The organism is Rhizobium sp. CCGE 510, from assembly GCF_000292525.1.
Taxonomy (GTDB): Bacteria; Pseudomonadota; Alphaproteobacteria; order Rhizobiales; family Rhizobiaceae; genus Rhizobium.
Map to the genome: position 1 here is coordinate 111,235 of NZ_AEYF01000008.1, position 18,859 is coordinate 130,093.

General features: G+C 60.8%; 18 protein-coding genes. 6 read left to right on the forward strand and 12 right to left on the reverse strand.

Features of this window, described 5'->3' with window-relative positions:
• The first annotated feature begins 181 nt into the window (after nt 1-181).
• Nucleotides 182-1,213, forward strand: a complete 1,032-nt coding sequence (locus RCCGE510_RS05555) for an aldo/keto reductase (RefSeq protein ID WP_007627962.1) — start codon at nt 182-184, stop codon at nt 1,211-1,213.
• A gap of 199 nt (nt 1,214-1,412) precedes the next feature.
• Here the strand turns inward: RCCGE510_RS05555 and RCCGE510_RS05560 are convergent, their stop codons facing one another.
• Complete coding sequence (locus RCCGE510_RS05560) at nt 1,413-3,197, reverse strand: APC family permease (RefSeq protein ID WP_007627963.1); 1,785 nt, start codon at nt 3,195-3,197, stop codon at nt 1,413-1,415.
• Between the two features lie 250 nt (nt 3,198-3,447).
• Between RCCGE510_RS05560 and RCCGE510_RS05565 the strand changes: the two genes are divergently transcribed.
• Nucleotides 3,448-5,817, forward strand: a complete 2,370-nt coding sequence (locus RCCGE510_RS05565; protein ID WP_007627964.1) for a DUF1989 domain-containing protein — start codon at nt 3,448-3,450, stop codon at nt 5,815-5,817.
• A gap of 103 nt (nt 5,818-5,920) precedes the next feature.
• Here RCCGE510_RS05565 and RCCGE510_RS33125 read toward each other — a convergent pair whose 3' ends face one another.
• Nucleotides 5,921-7,153 (reverse strand): TetR/AcrR family transcriptional regulator, encoded by a 1,233-nt coding sequence (locus RCCGE510_RS33125; protein ID WP_007627965.1) that lies wholly within the window; start codon nt 7,151-7,153, stop codon nt 5,921-5,923.
• Nucleotides 7,154-7,290: 137 nt separating this feature from the next.
• Here RCCGE510_RS33125 and RCCGE510_RS05575 point away from each other — a divergent pair, with 137 nt between their 5' ends.
• The 4 genes from RCCGE510_RS05575 (at nt 7,291) to RCCGE510_RS05590 (ending at nt 9,621) form a co-directional block, all read left to right on the forward strand.
• The gene (locus RCCGE510_RS05575; RefSeq protein WP_007627966.1) at nt 7,291-8,079 is read left to right on the forward strand and encodes an enoyl-CoA hydratase/isomerase family protein; all 789 of its coding nucleotides are present in this window, start codon (nt 7,291-7,293) and stop codon (nt 8,077-8,079) included.
• A gap of 362 nt (nt 8,080-8,441) precedes the next feature.
• Nucleotides 8,442-8,651 (forward strand): cold-shock protein, encoded by a 210-nt coding sequence (locus RCCGE510_RS05580; protein ID WP_003548109.1) that lies wholly within the window; start codon nt 8,442-8,444, stop codon nt 8,649-8,651.
• A 223-nt stretch (nt 8,652-8,874) separates the two neighbouring features.
• Complete coding sequence (locus RCCGE510_RS05585) at nt 8,875-9,099, forward strand: hypothetical protein (protein ID WP_037077849.1); 225 nt, start codon at nt 8,875-8,877, stop codon at nt 9,097-9,099.
• A gap of 141 nt (nt 9,100-9,240) precedes the next feature.
• Nucleotides 9,241-9,621, forward strand: coding sequence for a DUF6481 family protein (locus RCCGE510_RS05590; RefSeq protein ID WP_007627971.1), 381 nt, complete (start codon nt 9,241-9,243; stop codon nt 9,619-9,621).
• 41 nt (nt 9,622-9,662) lie between these two features.
• On the opposite strand, the gene minE is transcribed toward RCCGE510_RS05590, so the two are convergent.
• The 10 genes from minE to folD all read right to left on the reverse strand — a co-directional run bounded on the left by minE (nt 9,663) and on the right by folD (nt 18,625).
• On the reverse strand, nt 9,663-9,923 hold the full coding sequence (gene minE / locus RCCGE510_RS05595; RefSeq protein ID WP_007627973.1) for a cell division topological specificity factor MinE: 261 nt from the start codon (nt 9,921-9,923) through the stop codon (nt 9,663-9,665).
• Nucleotides 9,920-10,735 (reverse strand): septum site-determining protein MinD, encoded by an 816-nt coding sequence (gene minD / locus RCCGE510_RS05600; RefSeq protein ID WP_007627974.1) that lies wholly within the window; start codon nt 10,733-10,735, stop codon nt 9,920-9,922. The genes minE and minD overlap by 4 nt, the downstream gene beginning before the upstream one ends.
• Before the next feature lie 31 nt (nt 10,736-10,766).
• Nucleotides 10,767-11,489 (reverse strand): septum site-determining protein MinC, encoded by a 723-nt coding sequence (minC, locus tag RCCGE510_RS05605; protein WP_007627976.1) that lies wholly within the window; start codon nt 11,487-11,489, stop codon nt 10,767-10,769.
• A 210-nt stretch (nt 11,490-11,699) separates the two neighbouring features.
• Nucleotides 11,700-12,302, reverse strand: a complete 603-nt coding sequence (locus RCCGE510_RS05610) for a PAS domain-containing protein (RefSeq protein ID WP_007627978.1) — start codon at nt 12,300-12,302, stop codon at nt 11,700-11,702.
• A 123-nt stretch (nt 12,303-12,425) separates the two neighbouring features.
• Nucleotides 12,426-13,763: an NAD(P)/FAD-dependent oxidoreductase gene (locus RCCGE510_RS05615; protein ID WP_007627979.1), complete on the reverse strand. Its 1,338-nt coding sequence runs from the start codon at nt 13,761-13,763 to the stop codon at nt 12,426-12,428.
• 83 nt (nt 13,764-13,846) lie between these two features.
• The gene (locus tag RCCGE510_RS05620; protein ID WP_007627980.1) at nt 13,847-14,887 is read right to left on the reverse strand and encodes a DUF3445 domain-containing protein; all 1,041 of its coding nucleotides are present in this window, start codon (nt 14,885-14,887) and stop codon (nt 13,847-13,849) included.
• Nucleotides 14,888-14,921: 34 nt separating this feature from the next.
• On the reverse strand, nt 14,922-15,887 hold the full coding sequence (locus tag RCCGE510_RS05625) for a PDR/VanB family oxidoreductase (RefSeq protein WP_007627981.1): 966 nt from the start codon (nt 15,885-15,887) through the stop codon (nt 14,922-14,924).
• Nucleotides 15,884-16,489 carry a dimethylamine monooxygenase subunit DmmA family protein gene (locus RCCGE510_RS05630; protein ID WP_007627983.1) on the reverse strand — a complete coding sequence of 202 codons (606 nt, stop codon included), beginning with the start codon at nt 16,487-16,489 and terminating at the stop codon, nt 15,884-15,886. The genes RCCGE510_RS05625 and RCCGE510_RS05630 overlap by 4 nt, the downstream gene beginning before the upstream one ends.
• 11 nt (nt 16,490-16,500) lie before the next feature.
• Nucleotides 16,501-17,634, reverse strand: coding sequence for an aminomethyltransferase family protein (locus tag RCCGE510_RS05635; RefSeq protein WP_007627985.1), 1,134 nt, complete (start codon nt 17,632-17,634; stop codon nt 16,501-16,503).
• 91 nt (nt 17,635-17,725) lie between these two features.
• Nucleotides 17,726-18,625 carry a bifunctional methylenetetrahydrofolate dehydrogenase/methenyltetrahydrofolate cyclohydrolase FolD gene (folD, locus tag RCCGE510_RS05640; protein WP_007627988.1) on the reverse strand — a complete coding sequence of 300 codons (900 nt, stop codon included), beginning with the start codon at nt 18,623-18,625 and terminating at the stop codon, nt 17,726-17,728.
• Nucleotides 18,626-18,859: the final 234 nt, after the last annotated feature.

Sequence of the window (18,859 nt, forward strand, 5' to 3'; positions counted from 1 at the left end):
GTGGCACGATCGGGATTGGCTATGCTCCCCCTGCGCCTTTGCTACCCAAGCCGAGGGCGCTCTACGTCATCCGGCGGCAAGCGGCCGCCTCAAGCACAATATAGCCATAGATTGCAGGAGCCCCGGCTTCTACCCCGACCGTTTGCGCGTCGGCTGCGGGTATCCGCATGAGGAGGAAGAAATGGACTATCGCAAGCTCGGTCCCAGCGGGACCGTCGTCACCGCCTATTGCCTGGGAACCATGACCTTCGGCGCGGAGGCCGATGAGGCCGCCTCGCACAAGCTGCTCGACGATTATTTCGCCTGGGGCGGCAATTTCATCGATACCGCCGATGTCTACAGCGCCGGCAAGTCGGAAGAGATCATCGGTCGCTGGCTGAAGGCTCGTCCGACCGAAGCCCGCCAGGCGATCGTCGCCACCAAGGGACGCTTTCCGATGGGCAACGGACCGAATGACATCGGGCTGTCGCGCCGGCATCTCGGCCAAGCGCTCGACGATTCTCTCCGCCGTCTCGGCGTCGAGCAGATCGATCTTTACCAGATGCATGCCTGGGACGCGTTGACGCCGATCGAGGAGACGCTGCGCTTCCTCGACGATGCGGTATCGTCGGGCAAGATCGGCTATTACGGCTTCTCCAACTATGTCGGCTGGCATATCGCCAAGGCATCCGAGATCGCCAAGGCGCGGGGCTATACGCGGCCGGTGACGCTGCAGCCGCAATATAACCTGCTGGTGCGCGACATCGAGCTCGAAATCGTCGCCGCCTGCCAGGATGCCGGCATGGGCCTGTTACCCTGGTCGCCGCTTGGCGGCGGCTGGCTGACCGGCAAGTACAAACGCGACGAGATGCCGACCGGCGCCACCCGGCTCGGCGAAAATCCCAATCGCGGCGGTGAGTCCTATGCGCCGCGCAATGCGATGGAACGAACCTGGGCGATCATCGGTGTTGTCGAGGAGATCGCCAAGGCGCATGGCGTCAGCATGGCGCAGGTGGCGCTCGGCTGGACGGCGGCGCAGCCGGCAATTACCTCGGTCATCCTCGGCGCTCGCACGCCGGAGCAACTCGCCGACAATCTTGGCGCCATGAAGCTCAAGCTTTCCGACGATGACCTGGCGAGACTGGATGAGGTAAGCGCCCCTCAGCCTTTCGACTACCCCTACGGCAAGGGCGGCATCAACCAGCGCCACCGCAAGATCGAGGGCGGCCGCTGAGCTTCGCTCCATAACCGAGCTGTCTCCTAAAGCGCGTCGCAACAAATTTGACCATGCGACGCGCTTTAGCTCATTGTTTTATGCATGTCGTTACCCCGGAACCGCTGTACATTTCCGGGCGACATGCATTGGTCTGCCGCCACCAACGCAAAAAGCCGCCATGTTTTTTCCATGGCGGCCTTTCTGCTTGGGAGGCACTTTAAGCCGGTAGCTGGAAGATCACGTTGGCGATCAGGACGATCGCCAGGCCGCCGGCGAGTGCCAGATAGGGCAGCATGCCGGCTTTCTTGACGCCGAGATCCTGGCCGACGAGGCCGAGATCCTCCATCGCACCTGCCGGGAACTTGCCGCCGTCGCGCACATAGTGGCGATAGGCAAAGACCGGCAGGATCAGGGCGGCGAAGATGAACCCGACCCAGAGCGCATTGGAATAACCCCAGACCTTGGCACCGGCGCCGAGGAAGAGCGCGTTGACGAAGGCCAGCACGGTGTTGAGACCGATCAGCCAGGTCGGCGCCTTCCAGGGGCGTTCGATGTGTCCGGAATCCATCCGATGGATCCAGCCGGAATTGAGGTTGAGGAAGTTGAAGATGATGTAGCCGACATTCGAGACGGCGAGCACGAAGAAGTAGCCGCCGGTATCCGATGCGATGGCGAGCAGGAAGAGGTTGAAGGCGAAATCGGTCCACATCGCCCGTGTCGGGGCGCCGTTTTCGTTGACGTGATCGAGATATTTCGGCAGCCAGCCGTCCTTCGAGCCCTGGTAGAGCGTGCGCGAGGAACCAGCCATCGCCGTCATGATGGCGAGGAAGAGCGCCATGATCATCAACACGACGAGCAACTGGGTAACGACCCGGCCGGCGCCGATCAGGCCGCCGAGGGCTTCGGCAACGCCGGTGCCGTCGACGATGCCGGGGGCGAGCATGCCGGCGTGGCCGAGAACGCCCTGGAATGCGAAGGGCACGAGGAAGAAGAACAGGCAGCAGGCAAGGCCGGAATAGAAGATCGCCTTGAACGTATCTGTCTTCGGATCTTTGAGTTCGCGGGTGTAGCAGACGGCCGTCTCGAAGCCGTAGGTCGACCAGGCGGCGATATAGAGCCCGCCGAGGAAGAGTGTCCAGCCGCCGTTGCTCCAGGTACCGTCGGCGCCGGAATAGCCGGCCGTCGGCGGCACCAGGCCGGTGACGTTGGCGGCGACGATGTTTCCGCTGATGATCGGATAGAGGCCGATGATCAGCAGCGGCACCAGCACGATGATCGCCAGCCACTTCTGGACGCTGGCCGTTTCCGAAATGCCGCGATGCTGGATCGCGAAGATGATCAGCATCAGGATGCCGCCGATGAAGAAGGTGGCATTGATATTGGCGGTGGCAAGAAAGGGAATGCTGAAGCTGAAGAGCGACCAGCTGCGGACTGCCGGCGTCAGCGCGGCGATGCCGTCGGTACTCAGCAGCGCCTTGACGGCGTCTTCAGGTGTCGTGCCGGCATGGGCCGCAATATATTCAGCGACGCGGGGGCTATCGGCGGTGATGGAAGCGGCATGCGCGGAGATCCAGTCGAGGACCATCTGCGAATCCGCCGCCGGGATAGGAAAGAATGAATTGAGGATATAACCGGCGGCGATGGCGCAGCCGAGCGACAGCACGGGCGACCAGGCAAACCAGTTGCACCAGACGGACAGCGGCGCGATGAACTTCGAATAACGCAGCCAGGCGGTGGCGCCATAGACCGAGGCGCCGCCGGATTTATTGGCGAACATGCCGGCGATCTCTGCGTAGGTGAAGGATTGCAGAAAACCCATCACCATCGAAATGATCCAGACGAGGAAGGCGAGCTTGCCCGTCGTGCCTGCAATGCCGCCGATGGAAAAAAGAACGAGCGGCGGCACGCCCGCAGCCACCCAGAATGCGCCCTTCCAGTCGAGCGCGCGTACAAGTCTACCTTCGGTGCCGGACGGAATCCCGGCCTCCACTACGTCTGTCATCGATGAAATTCCCCATTCTATTTGTTCCGGACGTATCTTTGTACGTCTCCCTGAACGTGTCTCCCTGACAGTCTCAAGCCCGCCCGGATGATTTTGACGATCCGTGTTCCCGACGGATTCCCCGAGTCTCAACTCTTTATGCATAGTGAAGATATTTTCTTTTTAGTCAACATGCCTTTACTTTCCCGAGGCATTTTGTAACCTGTATGGGCGTGTGCCGGAGGGCATGCCGATCCCTCATGAGGGTAGAATGCGAGAACTTCATCCTGCTATGACGGGCCTGCGGACGGTCGCTCCGAGCCTCGTGCATTATCCCGGAATTCCCACCCTGCCGCAGGGCACGGAGCGCTACAGAGCGAAGGGCGGCGGATCGGTCGTCATCCGTGTCGAGGCGGGTGACCGCGTCAGTGTTATCGACAGCGAAGGCGGGCAGGTCTGCGAAATCTCTTTCCTCGACGAAAAGGGACGCTTCCTGGCGGCGGGTCTTGGAACGCCATTCAGCAATTCAGCCGAAGGTTTGAAGGCCATTCTTCAAGGGGAGGATGAGAGCGCTGCCCGCACGCGCGCAGCGCTTGCGCGGCGCGGCGCCGATCTCGCCGCGGCCGGAGCGCTCAGCATCTTCGGGGCGGGATCGACCCCACGCAGCCAGGCGGATTTCACGATTTCCATGAAGGGCCTGCTGATCGTCGCGGCGCCCGCCGGCGCCATGTCGCCGGAGGCCCAGGATACGGCGACGCCGGTCGAGGTCAGGATCAAGCGCAGTCTGCTGATCCGCGATTATGCCTCCGCCCTGCCGGAACCGGCTGCTGATCCGATCGAGGATATCCGCATCCGGGCGGCGACCGCTGCAGCCTATTTCGTGCGGGCCGGCGAATTCATCCAGATCATCGATGTTTATGGCCGCCAGTGCACCGATTTCCAGGCTTTCGCCGCCCGCAAGGTCGACAAGGGCCTCGATCTCGCGCTTGATTCGACGGTTACCCGTACGTTGCTCAGCCGCAGCTACCCGATGCCGGGCCTGCCCTCCAAGGCCTTCGACCGAGACTTCGAGCCGCTGGTCGAGATCGTCCAGGATACGGTCGGGCGCCACGATGCTTTCGCGACCGCCTGCAATTCGCGCTATTACGACGACATGGGTTATCCCGGCCACGTCAACTGCACCGACAATTTCAACGCGGTGCTGGCGCCTTACGGCATTGCCGGCCGCAAGGGCTGGGAAGCGCTGAACTATTTCTACAACACCAATATCGACCACAACAACCAGCTCTATCTCGACGAGCCCTGGTCGCGCCCCGGCGATTACGTGCTGATGCGGGCCTTGACCGATCTTGTCTGCGTCTCATCGTCCTGTCCCGACGATATCGACGCGGCGAACGGCTGGGATCCGACGGATATCCATGTCCGCACCTTTTCCGGAAAAGAAAAATTCTCACGAGCGGTGGCCTATCGCATGACCCCAGATGCCGACGCCGAACTAACGCGCGAAACCGCCTTCCATCCCCGCCTTTCCAGACTGACGCGCGATTACACCGAATATCGCGGCTACTGGCTGCCGACCCGCTTTTCCGCCGCAGGACCGGTCGAGGAATACTGGGCCTGCCGCGAACGCGCCGCCGTCATCGATCTCTCGCCTTTGCGGAAGTTCGAGGTGACGGGGCCGGATGCCGAGGAATTGCTGCAATATTGCCTGACACGCGACGTGCGCAAACTGTCGACCGGCCAGGTCGTCTATTCCGCCATGTGCTACGAAAACGGCGGCATGATCGACGACGGCACGCTCTTCCGGCTCGGCGACAAGAACTTCCGCTGGATCGGCGGCGATGATTTCAGCGGCATATGGCTGCGTCAGCAGGCCGAAAAGAAAGGCTTCAAAGCCTGGGTTCGCTCCTCGACCGATCAGATGCACAATATCGCCCTGCAGGGGCCGAAGAGCCGCGAGATCCTCAAGGAGATCATCTGGACGGCGCCGCGCCAGCCTGACATCAGCGAGCTCGAATGGTTCCGCTTTACCGTCGGCCGCATCGGCGGTTTCGAGGGCGCTCCCGTCGTCGTCTCGCGCACGGGCTATACCGGCGAACTCGGTTACGAGATCTTCTGCCATCCGAAGGATGCGCTGACGGTGTTCGACGCGGTCTGGGAGGCAGGGCAGCCGCACGGGTTGAAGCCGATGGGGTTGGAGGCGCTCGACATGGTTCGCATCGAGGCAGGTCTGATCTTTGCCCATCACGAATTCACCGACCAGACGGACCCGTTCGAGGCCGGCATCGGCTTCACCGTGCCGCTGAAATCCAAGCAGGACGATTTCATCGGCCGCGAGGCGCTGATCCGGCGCAAGGAACATCCGCGCCATCTGCTCGTCGGCCTCGACATCAAGGCCAATGAGGCGGTCGGCCACGGCGATTGCGTCCATATCGGCCGGGCCCAGGTCGGCGTCGTCACCAGCGCCACCCGCTCGCCGATCCTCGGCAAGACGATCGCGCTTGCCCGCATCGACGTCATGCATGCAAGTCCCGGCACCGAGGTCGAAATCGGCAAGCTCGACGGCCACCAGAAACGCCTGCCGGCGACGATCGTGCCGCTTTCGCACTACGATCCGCAGAAGACGCTGCCGCGCTCTTGATCTAAGCGTTCGAGGCTGGTGACGCAGATTGGTTCCTGGCAACGCGATGATGTCTCCCGCTTTAAACCGATCGGTAAAGATGCTTGACAGCCGTTATCGCTGCCTAATCTTTACCGCTCGATAAACCGGCGGACGCGGTCCACATGCTCAGGCTGCTCTCAACGAGCGCCTCCAGCTCGCTTGGGTTTGCGCCGGCCCCTCCCTGCGTGAGAATGCCGTGCATCAGGGATTGGACGAAGCGCACGAGACCGTCGACATTGACTGTCAGCAGCAGATCGCCCTCGCGTTTGGCCCGCTCAAACCGGGCGGCGAGCAGGTCGCGCCCGATGGCCTGGCGCCTGAGGACCTCATTGCGGATCGCCTGCGCCTCGTCACCCCCCTGCATCGCGTTAAGAACCATGAGGCAGCCGCGCGGTTGCTCCTCGTCCAACTGGTCACGTAACGCCCCTTTCAAAAGTGCCTCGAAAACGCCACGCGCCGTCGGGGCCTGGAGTGCCTCGGTCATGTAGTCCTTCCGAAGCGACTGGTAGAGGTCGAGAGCCTTGAAAAACAGCGCTTCCTTGTTGCCGAATGCGGCGTAGAGACTGGGGCGGGTGATCCCCATCGCCTCAGTGAGATCACTGAGCGACGCGCCCGTAAAACCCCTGGTCCAGAAGACCTTCATGGCAGCATCGAGCGCTGCATCCGCACTAAACCGTCGCGGGTCGCGGCTTCGCTCCCCCGCCGGCGGCGAGCTCGCTGTGCCAATGATCGTAGCGGCTGCAACGTCACTGATCGCCCGCCACGCCGCTACCGCCTGCTCGGCAGCCTCTCGCAGGTCGCCGTGCGGTGCCCCGCCGGCGGCCTTCATGGCGAGACCGCCGAGCACTGCCGTTACGTAGTTCGCCAACCTTGAGGCATCGGCGTCTGCCGGCAGGTCGCCCGCCTGCTTCGCTTTTTCGAGCCGGTCTCGTAGTTTCAGTTCTGCCGATTGGCGGCGATGCAGCAGCGCGGGCGGGATGTCGGCATTCTCCGCGCCCATCGCCAAACCCGCATGGACGAGAACGCGGCTCGACGTCTGCTCCGGCGAGGTCGTCAACAGGCGTCTGACGACTCCTTCGGCCGTCGGCGCGGCGAGCGCGCATGTCCAGTGCTCGTCCTCGCGAGCGCTACAGCGCTTAAGTACGGCGTCGAAGAGCCCGCGCTTGCTTCCGAAGGCGGCGTAGATGCTAGGGGAGTTTAGACCCATCGCGGCTGTCAGTTCCACCATGGTTGATCCGTCGTAGCCATGGCGGCCGAACACGTCCGCCGCGCGATCCAGCACTTCACTTTCTTCGAACGCACGAGGACGGGCCATTGCCAACCATCTTTCTGTAATGTACGTAACATAACTGGCTCGGCACCCGATGCCAATAGTGGCGTTCGGCACCAGCTGTTCTGTAGCAGGCGTTCTGCCTGCCTGGCTATAAGGGTCAGTAAATTAGGAGATAAGACATGAGTTCGTTCCGTTTCGAGCAGCATGGTACGGTGGGCAAGATGATCTTGCTCGGTGACGCGGCCAGCGAGCCGGGAGCCGATTATCCCTCGTCGCTGAGGGCTGGCGTGCGCCAGGCATACGAGAGCGACATACGCGTTCTTCACCTGACGTCCGCATCCGGCAGCTTCGCCGTGGCAGACAACCTCGGCGAAATCGGAAACAAGGGATCGAAATTCCTGGAAGCGTTCGCCGCGGACATCATGGCCTCGTATCGCGCGATTGAGGAATTGCCGATACCTACGGTTGCCTCTGTAAGCGGAATGGCGCTGGGCGGTGGTTTTGAACTGCTTCTCGCATTCGATTTTCTCGTCGCAGCAGAGTCGGCAATGCTGGTCCTCCCAGAAGTATCGGTCGGCGGCGTCCCCATGGCCGGCGGAGTGCAGCGTCTCGCCGATCGGGTAGGCAGAGCGCGCGCCACGCGTCTGGTCCTGCTCTCGGAGCCAATATTTGGCAAGATCGCTGTGGATCTGGGTGTCGCAACCCACTCAGCTTCTGATGCCGAACTTGAAAAGGTCGCGGACGATCTCCTGCAGCGCCTCGCGAACGGACCAACCCTCGCCTACGGGAAGGCTCGCTCGCTTATCCGAGCTTGGTCGTCGGGCGGCGTGTCGGCTGCGGACATCATCACCGCCCAACTCACCACCGGTATCCTCGACACCAAGGATGGCGCAGATGGAATGGCCGCTGCAACCGCGGCTCTTGAGAAACATGAGCCGATTCCACAGATCCAGTTTTCCGGACGGTAGCTCCATCAAGCGTTGGTCATCATTGCTCCGAGTTCGGCAGCGGCTGGTCTGCTGCCGAACATCGGCCCAACGGCCTTTGCATAGGTGTGGTATCAGCTCGATACCATTGAGAAGAGCCGATTCTGTGGCGTTGTGTAAAACCACCTAGATGCAACCCTTTAGAGAATTGAGAGTTTCGAAAAACTAAAAGTTGACAAATTCGACTTCGATGATTATATCGGGATTGTCGATATTGCTTGTTTGACTTTTGTTATCGCACGCCGACAACGTGCCCTGGACGAACTTCCCTCTTCAAAATCGAGATTATCATCCGTCGTGCATCTCGCACGTGCGGCCTGTCAATTGCTATGAAAGGGTTTGTTATGACCACTGGCACAGTTAAATGGTTCAATTCCACCAAGGGCTTCGGCTTCATTCAGCCTGATGACGGCGGCGCCGATGCCTTCGTTCACATCTCTGCCGTCGAGCGCGCCGGCATGCGCGAAATCGTCGAAGGCCAGAAGATCGGCTACGAGCTTGAACGCGATAACAAGTCGGGCAAAATGTCCGCTTGCAATCTTCAAGCTGCTTAAATTGATATCGGCTTTCCTTTGACCACGGATGTACTGGCACTGTTGAAAGCGTGATACCGGCGAGGTCAGGCAAATTGCCTGGCCTTTTTGTTGCGTTCGCTGAGCGGACACTGCATCATTCCTTAAACCGGAATCGGTTTAAGGAATGACGCAGCAATTCCAAGCGTTCCACCGTCCTTTGCTTAAAAAGACGCGCGGCGCTTAAATGAAATCCAGGACGAATATGACAGACACACACAGCAAATCACGCCAGCAGGCGGAGATCGCTTTCGGAAACGCACAATCGCAATTCTTGGCGCGCAGCCGTGCGGTGGAAGAGATTGATCAGACCGTTCGCGCCCGCGAGGAAAAGACCTTGAGATTGCGCGAAGCCCGTGAGGCCAAAGAATTGCAGGATCGCTCGATGGCGGCCACAACCCCGGCTGTGAAGCGAAAAAAGAAAATTTGATTTAAGTCTGGATGATTTTACGCCGGATTGGCATAATATCATCTGGATCCAAATCGAAGAAATAGAGCATAGGGTCTTCGAAAACCGCACGGTTTTCGGCATCATGCTCTAACGTCGAAGCCAAATAGTCAGGTAACAAAGTTGAAACACGCCAAAAACAACGAGCTTTCCGATCGTCGCAGCGCCGCTGCCGAAGCCAAGGCAGCTCTCCTCAACGCTTATCGTACTGCCAAGGATACGGCCGAACCCACCCGGCTCGCAAAGCAGGCAGAGCGTCAAGCTGTCGCTGAAGCCAGGGAAGAACGTCGCGCCGAGCGGGAACGGGTAAAGCGTGAGGAATTGGAGCGGGCTCAAGCCGCAGAAGCTGAACGTCAGGCGGCCGCCGAGGCCGAAGCACGTGCCGACGCCGACGCGCGCGAAGCCGCTGACAAGGACCGGATCGCTCGGGTGATTGCCGATGAAGCCGCCCGTAAGGCCGCACGCGACCTGCGCTACGCCAATCGAAAAGCCAGAAAGTCGTGACTGTCAGCGCTGCCTGTCGTCTGAACAGGCAGCGCGCTCTTTCAAGCGGCCTGCACGGCTGCATTCAACGGGATTTCGACATCGATCTCGAGCGTCGAGACGTATTCGTTGCGATCGATCGTTACCTGCACCTTGTCGTGGTCGAGCTGTACGTGCTTGGCGATCACCGCGAGAATTTCTTCGCGCAGCAGCGTGACGAGGTCCGAGCCCGTCGAAGAGCGCTCGTGGGCAAGAAGCACCTGCAGGCGTTCGCGAGCGGCCGGTGCGGTTCTCTGCTTGTTGAAAAGACGGAAAATATTCATGCCGCCCTCCGTCCGAAGATTTTGCCGAAAATATTCCGCTTTTCCTCAGGGATCGCCATCGGCACCAACTCGCCGGCGAGCCGGCGGGCGGCATCGAAATAGGCCATCGCAGCCGGGCTGCGGCTTTCTGCCAACGTGACCGGCGCCCCGATGTTGGACGCCCGCAGGACATCCATGCTTTCGGGCACGATGCCGAGCAGCGGGATGGACAGGATTTCCAGGACGTCGTCGACCTTGAGCATGTCGCCGCGCTCGGCGCGGTTGGCGTCGTAGCGGGTGAGAAGCAGGTGTTTTTCCATCCGCTCGCCGCGTTCGGCCTTGGCGGTCTTGGCATCCAGCAGACCGATGATGCGATCCGAATCGCGTACCGACGAGACTTCCGGATTGGTGACGACAACGGCAACATCGGCATGGCGCATGGCAAGCGTTGCACCGCGCTCGATCCCGGCGGGGCTGTCGCAGATGATCCAGTCGAAATAGCGCTTCAGATCGGTGATGACCCGTTCCACGCCCTCCGCCGTCAGATTGTCCTTGTCGCGCGTCTGCGAGGCCGGCAGCAGGAACAGCGTCTCCAGCCTTTTGTCGCGGATCAGCGCCTGGGTAAGCTTGGCGTCGCCCTGGATGACATTGATCAGGTCGTAGACGACCCTGCGTTCGGCGCCCATGACAAGGTCGAGATTGCGCAAGCCGACGTCGAAATCGACGACGACGACTTTTTCATTGCGTTGCGCCAGGGCCGCTCCCAATGCGGCGGTCGAGGTCGTCTTGCCAACCCCTCCCTTGCCTGACGTGACGACGATCACTTTCCCCATTTCTCTCTCCTTTGTCGCGGCCGCAGCCGGCTCAGATGATTTTCTCTGCCATGATCGCGTCGTCTTCGAGCCAGAGCTGGACAGCCTGTCCGCGAAGATTGGGGGCCATGTCTTCCGCCATTTTGTAGATGCCGTCGATTGCCACCAGCTCGGCCTCGAGCTTGCGGCAAAAGATCCGCGCCGATGCGTTTCCGATGGACCCTGCCATGGCGCGGCCGCGCAGCGCCCCGTAGATATGGACCGAGCCGCCGGCGATGACCTCGGCGCCCGACGCGACCGATCCGATGACGGTGACGTCGCCCTCCGGGAAGATCACCGATTGTCCCGAGCGCACGGGTTCGCGGATGACGATCGATTGCGTCGTTGCCGGGCGGAGCTCGGGGGAAGCCGGTTTGCTCGACGAATCGACAGGCTCATTCGGCTGAACCTCGATGTCGGAAGCAGAGCGGCCGCCTTTGAGCGCCGGCGGCATGCCGGAGCCGAGAACGGAAGGTCGCGCGCCCTCAATGCCCATGATGCTGACATTGCGCTTGGCAAGTTCGGCGATGAGCTCCTTGAGCTGCGGCTTGTCGATCTGCAGGTCCGTCAGGTCGAGCACGACAGGGCGCCCCAGGAAGAAGCCGGCTGAACGGGCAGCCAGATCGTCCAGCCTGATCAACCAATCATCGATGGGAAGATCCGGGGATAGCATGACCGCCAGGAAAGAGCGGCCCTTGATGCGGATAGAGCGAGCGTCTGTTAGCACTTTGGTCATCTATGTGAAGAAATCGTTGACCATGTGTAGCGCTTCTATGGTTAACAAAAAGTTAACACAGCCTTAAGATTCCCCGCAGCGGCACGCGGTTTTCCAGCCGCGGAATCGCAGCAATCCATTGAAAAAATGAGGCAATATCAGGAAGCATCAAACGGTTAATAAGCGGACTTTCGTCGGCGGTCAGAAATATTTTGTAGCCCGGGGAAACGCTCAGCCTCCGGCCTTGCGTTGCGCGTCGGAAATGGCGCGTGCGGCCTCTTCGGAGGAGTTGGCGAGCGTGCGCATCTCGGCAGCAAGCACGGCAAAGCCCGATCCTGCCGTGCCGGCGCGGGCCGCCTCGATGCCGGCATTGACGGCGAGCAGCTTGAGGTAGCGCAGCGATTGCAGGATCTCGTTGGTCTTCGAAGCGGTGACGCGCATATCGGCGGTCCGTTCATCGATTCGCTGGTAAAGCGATTCGATGTTGATGATGCTGCCTTCGAGGTAGAGAAGTTCACCCTTCTGATCCCAGATGCCGCCGCCGGTCTCGGTTACCCAGATCAAATGGCCCATGGCGTGGCGGATGCGATATTCCATCGTCCAGTCGGTGCGCTTCTCCAGCGCCTGGCCGACGATCTCGTCCATCAAAGGCACGTCTTCCTCGTACATGATCGAGGTGAAGGTCCGCGTGCGGTTGCCGATGATTTCGTCGACGGGATAACCGAAGATGCGCTCGATGCCATTGGTCATTTCAAGCATCGTGTAGTTTTCATCGGCGCGGCAGCGATAGAGAAAACCGCTCATGCGCCCGAGAATGCTCGTTTGAAAATCCATGAAGGCCACATCCGAAGAGAAGAGTTGCAGATGGATTTATGTCGTCTCGGTGTCAAAGACACCGGGATAAGATGCCGGAAGAAAGTGAACGGACACCTTCATCCGGCATGGGTCTCCGTCCGTTCAGTTACGCAGATATTCCTCCTTGGAATCGTCGAGCGCCTCGACCCAGGGCGTGTGATGCTTCGGCGACATGTTGCCGGTCATCAGCGATCGATAGGCATGGTCGCGGAAGCCCATGATATTGTCCGCCTTGTGATGTTCCCATTCCATGAAGGTCTTGTTGGTGCCCTCGATGTCGAAGGAGGGATAATCGGTCTCGGCAAGCAGTTCCTTCACGTAGTCGCCCTGGTACCAGATCATCTGCTCGGCATCCTCGAGCGTCTCCTCGCGGGCGCGCCACATGTCGAAATTGGCCTTCAGCTCCTCTTCCGGCGGCAGGGTGATACGGCCCATCATCACGTCGCGCGCCCACCAAGCCTGCACGTCGAACATGTTGAAAGTATAGAACTGGTCCTGCATGCCGATATAGAAGAGCTGCGGGTTCTTGTCGAAGATCACCCCCTTGTAGAGGCTGTCGGCCCAGAGGCGGTTGGCGGTCTTCAGCCGGAGATCGTCAGGTAGGAAGGGGAAATGGTGCTGGTATCCGGTGCACAGGATCACCGCATCGACGTCCTTGGTCGAGCCGTCGAGGAAATGCGCCGTGCGGTTTTCAAGCTTGGTCAGCAGCGGCCGTTCTTCGAAATTCTCCGGCCATTTGAAGCCCATCGGCTTCGAGCGGTAGCTGGTCGTTACCGATTTCGCGCCGTATTTCCAGCATTGCGAGCCGATGTCCTCGGCCGAATAGCTGCGGCCGACGAGCAGGATGTCCTTGCCCTTGAACTCCAGCGCGTCGCGGAAGTCGTGGGCATGCAGCACGCGGCCGCCGAAAGTCTTGACACCCTCGAAATAGGGCACGTTCGGCGTCGAGAAGTGACCTGATGCCACGACGACATAGTCGAACTCCTCGTCATACATCCGGTCCTCGACGCGGTTATGCGCCGTCACCGTGAATTTCTTCGTCTGATCGTCGAAGCGAACCATGCGCACCGGCGTGCTGAAGCGCACCCAGTGGCGGACATTCGCCTTCTCGACGCGGCCCTTGATATAGTCCCAGAGCACGGCGCGTGGCGGATAGGAGGCAATCGGCTTGCCGAAATGCTCCTCGAAGGAGTAATCGGCGAATTCGAGGCATTCCTTCGGGCCGTTCGACCAGAGGTAACGATACATGCTGCCATGGACCGGCTCGCCATATTCGTCGAGCCCGGTGCGCCAGGTATAATTCCAGAGCCCGCCCCAGTCCGACTGTTTTTCGAAGCAGACGATCTCCGGGATTTCGGCGCCCTTCTGGGCGGCCGATTGAAAGGCGCGCAGCTGCGCCAGCCCGGAAGGACCGGCACCGATGACGGCAACTCTAGTCATGAAGCATTCCCCTCTTGATTATATATCATTGCCTAGTTTGCGCGCCTTAAAAGACACGCAACGCTGGTGCGCATCGCTGCGCCTCAGTCCGGATAAATGCCGGGGCTGGTCGGCGCCCCATCGTCATATTTGGAAAACCACTCGATCGTCGTCTCGCGGAAACGGGTGAGGCCCTTATAGTCGATAAGCTCGGGCGGCAGCGTCTTCAGCACCCGCGGGAAGCGCCGCGCCCATTTCGGCACGGTGGCGAGCTCTTCCATGTTCATCAGGTAGCAACGGATGACGAAGAGGATGGCGTTGGAGCGCGGCAGGCGCCACAGGCTCTGCAACTCGACACGCAGATGCACCTTCTCGCCGACATTCTCCGGCGTCACCGTCGTGCGGTCAGGACCCCATTTGTGATAATTCTCCGGGCTGGTGTCGAGCCGCGGATTGATCGTCATCGTCCAGTTGAAGCGTCGTGTCGGCTTGCCCTGCTGCAGGTTCAACAGGAATTTCAGCGCCCGGTCGAAGACGCCGATCTGGTGGGCAAGCGGCACCGGCCCGTGCCATTCCATGAAGTTCATGCCGATATCGAAATCGAGCGACCAGTCGGCCTGCGTCGTTACCATGCCGGCATCCATCCACAGATTGCCGTCGCGCTGGTCGACGATGCAGAAATCGCCCTGGGCCTGGCGGGTGATATATTCGAAGGGCTCATAGGGCAGCGTCGAAGCATCGCCGAAGGTGAAGCTGTCGTCGATGCCGAGCGGGCGGTTGATCCAGCGCCACTGGTCACCGTTGCGGATCAGCGTGAAGTGGTCGGGATAACCCGCCGCCTGCTCTTCCATCAGCAATTCGAGCGTATCCCATTGCGCGCTCATCATGTGCGGCAGCGCCTGATAACGCAGCGGATCTTCCTTCAGCACCAGCGCCCGGTCATGCATCTCGGCGACGTAATGCTCGTCGACGTCGATCAGGCTTTCGTAGACGGTTCCCGCCCGGCCGCGCACATGCGGCTCCATATTGACCGAATACATGTATTCGTCGCGGTCGAAGGGAAACGGGAAACGCCGGATGTTTTCCGGGCTGTTCCGATAGCTGAAATCGTTCCGGAAGGTTTCCTGCTTGAAGACGATTGCCATGTCCTGTCTCCTTGTTCCGCTTTATCAGATGCCGCTAGAGATCAAGATGCAGCGTGTTTCCCTCGAAGCGGGAAACACAGATCATCACCTTGCGGCCGGATGTTTTTTCTTCGCTCGTCAGATAGACGTCATTGTGCAGCAGCTTGCCGTCGCAGGTGACGACCCCGGTCTCGCATTGACCGCAGGCCCCGCCGCGACAGAGGAAGGGCGCATCGACGCCCGCCGCCTCGATCGCCTCCAGCATGCTTTCGTGATGGCCGACCTTCACGGTCTTGCCGGACCGTAGGAGCTCGATCGCGAAGGGCTTGCCGGGCAGCGACGACAGGAACCGTTCCGAATGCAGGTTCTGCTCCGGCCAGCCGGCGTTGATGCCGGTTTTCAGCACGCCGTCGATCATGCCGGACGGGCCGCAAACATAGAGATGCGTGCCGAGCGGCTGGCTGTCGAGCAGGCGTGTCAACGGAATGGTGCTGCCTTCGGCATCGCAATAGATCTTGATCCGATGTCCGCCATAACGTTCGACGAGTTCCCGCCAGTAGGCGCCGCGGTCGCGCGAACGAATGGCGTAGTGCAGCTCGAAACTGGCACCCTCGCGGGAAAACTGCTCCATCATCGCGATGAAGGGGGTAATGCCGATGCCGCCGGCGATCAGAAGATGCTTGCGCCCGCGCCAGTCCGGCTGGAACAGGTTGACGGGATAGCTGACCTTAAGTTCGTCGCCTTCGCTCACCTTCTCATGCATGAAGGTGGAGCCGCCGCGTGAATCCTCGACATGCAGGACGCTGATCTCAAAGGCTGTGCAATCATGCGGCGGCGACATCAGCGAATAGGCGTTGCGGCGCATATGGCCGCCATCGTTCATCGAGACGATGATATGGGCGCCACCGGAGAAATAGGGCATCGGCTTGCCGTCCAGGCGCTCGAAGCGGAAACGTTTGACCCGCTCGGCGATCGGCGTGATCCGCGCCACGCGCACGGGAATTTCTGTACCACCGCTCAAAGGAACAACTCCTCCGGATTGGGCGCGCTGCCAGGCTCTTCCGCATCGATATTGACGCCCTGGAAGGCGGCGAGCCGGCGCGAATAATGGTCACGCACCAGAAGCGTCAGCCCGCAATGGCTGCAGGCAAAGGGGCTGGTGGTGACGTCGTCGGTGATGCCCTTGCAATGGACGCATTGCACGCGCCTGGCGAGCGACCCGCGGTGCTCGGTGATAACGGAGGCGTGGTCCATGCCGTAATCGAGCGCCACGAGCATCGCCTGGCCGATGAAGCCCTCCGTGCCCGAGATGTAAAGCCGCGTGCCCATATGGGCGGTGGCGAGCGAGCCCTTCAATCGGAAGAGCAGCGTTGCAATCGTCGGCGCGGTGAAGAACATGTCGGCGCCGAGGTGGCGCAGCGCCTCGTCCAGGCCAGACCCTTGCGAGCCGCGGGCGACATAGAGGATTGCGCTGCGGGAAAGAGCCGCCTCGTCAAGTGCTGCCTGCTGATCGAGGAGAGCCTTGGCGCCCTCCCCCTCGAGCGCGAAAATGTGCCGCCGGGCGTTCGGCTGGATGGTCAGGCCCTTGTAGACTGGTCGGCTCTTGATGCCTGCAACGAGCATTTGCGTGCTCCTTAACCTACGGCAATCCTCTTCTTCTTCTCCGGATCGTCGAAGGGAAGCGTGTGGGCGGTGGCGCTTGCCTTCACGGTCTTGCCGCGGACTTCGAGTTTCGTCCCATGCACCGCCTTGTCAACATCCAGACGGGCGATCGCCATGGATTTCTTCGTCAGCGACGAATAACTCGGGCAGGTGATGACGCCGACCTTTTTGCCGTCGGCAAAGACGTCGTCGCCGAGATCGGCCGGCTCGTCGGCGTCGATCAGCATGCCGAAGATCTTGAAGCGCTCCTTGCCCTTCAGGCGGGCATGTTCCTCGGCGCCGCGGAAGCCCGTCTTGCCGGGGCTGACGGTGAAGTCGAGGCCGAGTTCCCAGAGGCTGTCGCCGGGCTGCTGGTCGGCGAAAGGATACATCTGCGAATTGTCGTAGGGGTAAAACAACAGGTAGCTTTCGACGCGCAGCATGTCGAGAACCGAGAAACAGCAGGGGATGATGCCCATCTCCTTGCCTTCCTCGACGATCCGGTCCCAGACCATGACGGCGTCCTGGCCGCGCACGAAGAGCTCGTAACCGCGTTCGCCGGTATAGCCGGTGCGCGAGATCATCACCGGCGCGCCGAACAGCGTCGTCTGCATATGGTGGAAATATTTGAGGTCGCGGATGCCGGGCACGTATTTGGCGAGATAATCGACCGCGAGCGGGCCCTGCAGCGACAGGTCGTGCAGATCGTCGTCGAAGAGCACGGCACAATTTCGGCCGGCTGCCTGCTTGACGACTTCCTCGTGGCCGGAGCCGGAGCCATGCACCAGCATCCAGGAATTCGGGCCGGTGCGATAGACGATGCAGTCGTCGGTGAAGTGGCCGCGCTCGTTCAGCATGGTCGCATAGACCGAGCGGCCGGGATAGATCTTGGTCAGGTCGCGGGTGGTTATGGCGTCGAGCACGGCGATGGCGTGCGGGCCGACCAGATGTACTTTCTTCAGGCCCGAGACATCCATGAGGCCGGCCTTGGTGCGGACCGCGACATGCTCTTCCGACATGTCCTTGTCGTAGGTCCAGGCGGTTCCCATGCCGCTCCAGTCTTCAAGCTTCGATCCCAGAGCGCGATGCCGATCCGCTAACACGGAGAAACGCCATGATAGAGCCATTTCCGTTCCCTCTTATTTCCTCTACGGAATATTTATTTCCTGACTATATAAGTCTTTCACGCCGTGGCAAGCCCGCCCGGCGGCATTCCAATCAAAACTTCGGCGGCACCTCACCTGCAGTGCGATGGGCGGCGATGACCGTGTTGGCCATCAGCATGGCGATGGTCATCGGCCCGACGCCGCCGGGAACCGGGGTGATGGTGCTGGCGACCGCAGAGACCTCCTCAAAGGCGACGTCGCCGACGAGCCGGGTCTTGCCCTCGCCTCTTTCGGGGGCTGCCACGCGATTGATGCCGACGTCGATGACCGTCGCACCCGGCTTGACCCAATCGGCCCTGACCATCTCCGGCCGGCCGACGGCGGCCACCAGGATATCGGCGTTGCGGCACACCTCGGAAAGGTTCTTGGTTCTTGAATGGGCGATCGTCACCGTCGCATTGGCGTTGAGCAGCAATTGCGCCATCGGCTTGCCGAACAGGTTGGAGCGGCCGATGACGACGGCGTTGAGGCCGGAGAGGTCCTCGCCATGGGTGCGGCGGACGAAGACCATGGCGCCGGCCGGCGTGCAGGAAACCAGTCCGGTCTTCAGGTCGCCGATGGCAAGCTTGCCGGCATTGGCGATACTGAGGCCATCGACATCCTTTTCCGGCAGGATCGACTGGATGATCGGCTCGCTGTCGAGCGGCTTCGGCAGGGGCAATTGCACCAGGATGCCGTGGATCGACGGATCGGCGTTGAGGGTGGCGACGAGGGCTGCCAGTTCCTCCTGTCTGGTCTCGGCCGGCAGCGTATGCTGGACGGATTTGAAGCCGCATTCCTTGGCCATGCGGCCCTTAGAGCCGACATAGGCGTGGCTTGCCGGATCGTCGCCGACGATGACAACCGCAAGGCCTGCCGTGACGCCGCGGCTCTTTTCCAGCGCTGTCGTCGCACTCTTGACCGTCTGAATGACCGATGCAGCTACGTTTTTACCGTCGATTACTGTCGCCACGCGTCTCTCCGCCCTGTTTCGCGTCAATCTATGGATAGTTGGCGAGCGTCAAATGCCCGCTAACGCCCTATCCTGTCGGAAAGCAGCAATGCAATATCAAAAATGCAAGGAAATGTTCGTTCAACGCAGCGGCTGCCGCACTTCGAACGTATGAACACGAAGCCGGTCGCGCAGGCCGGAGATCTCGGAGCGTAGCACCTCCATCTCGTCGACCGTGGTCGAGACCGGTTGCGG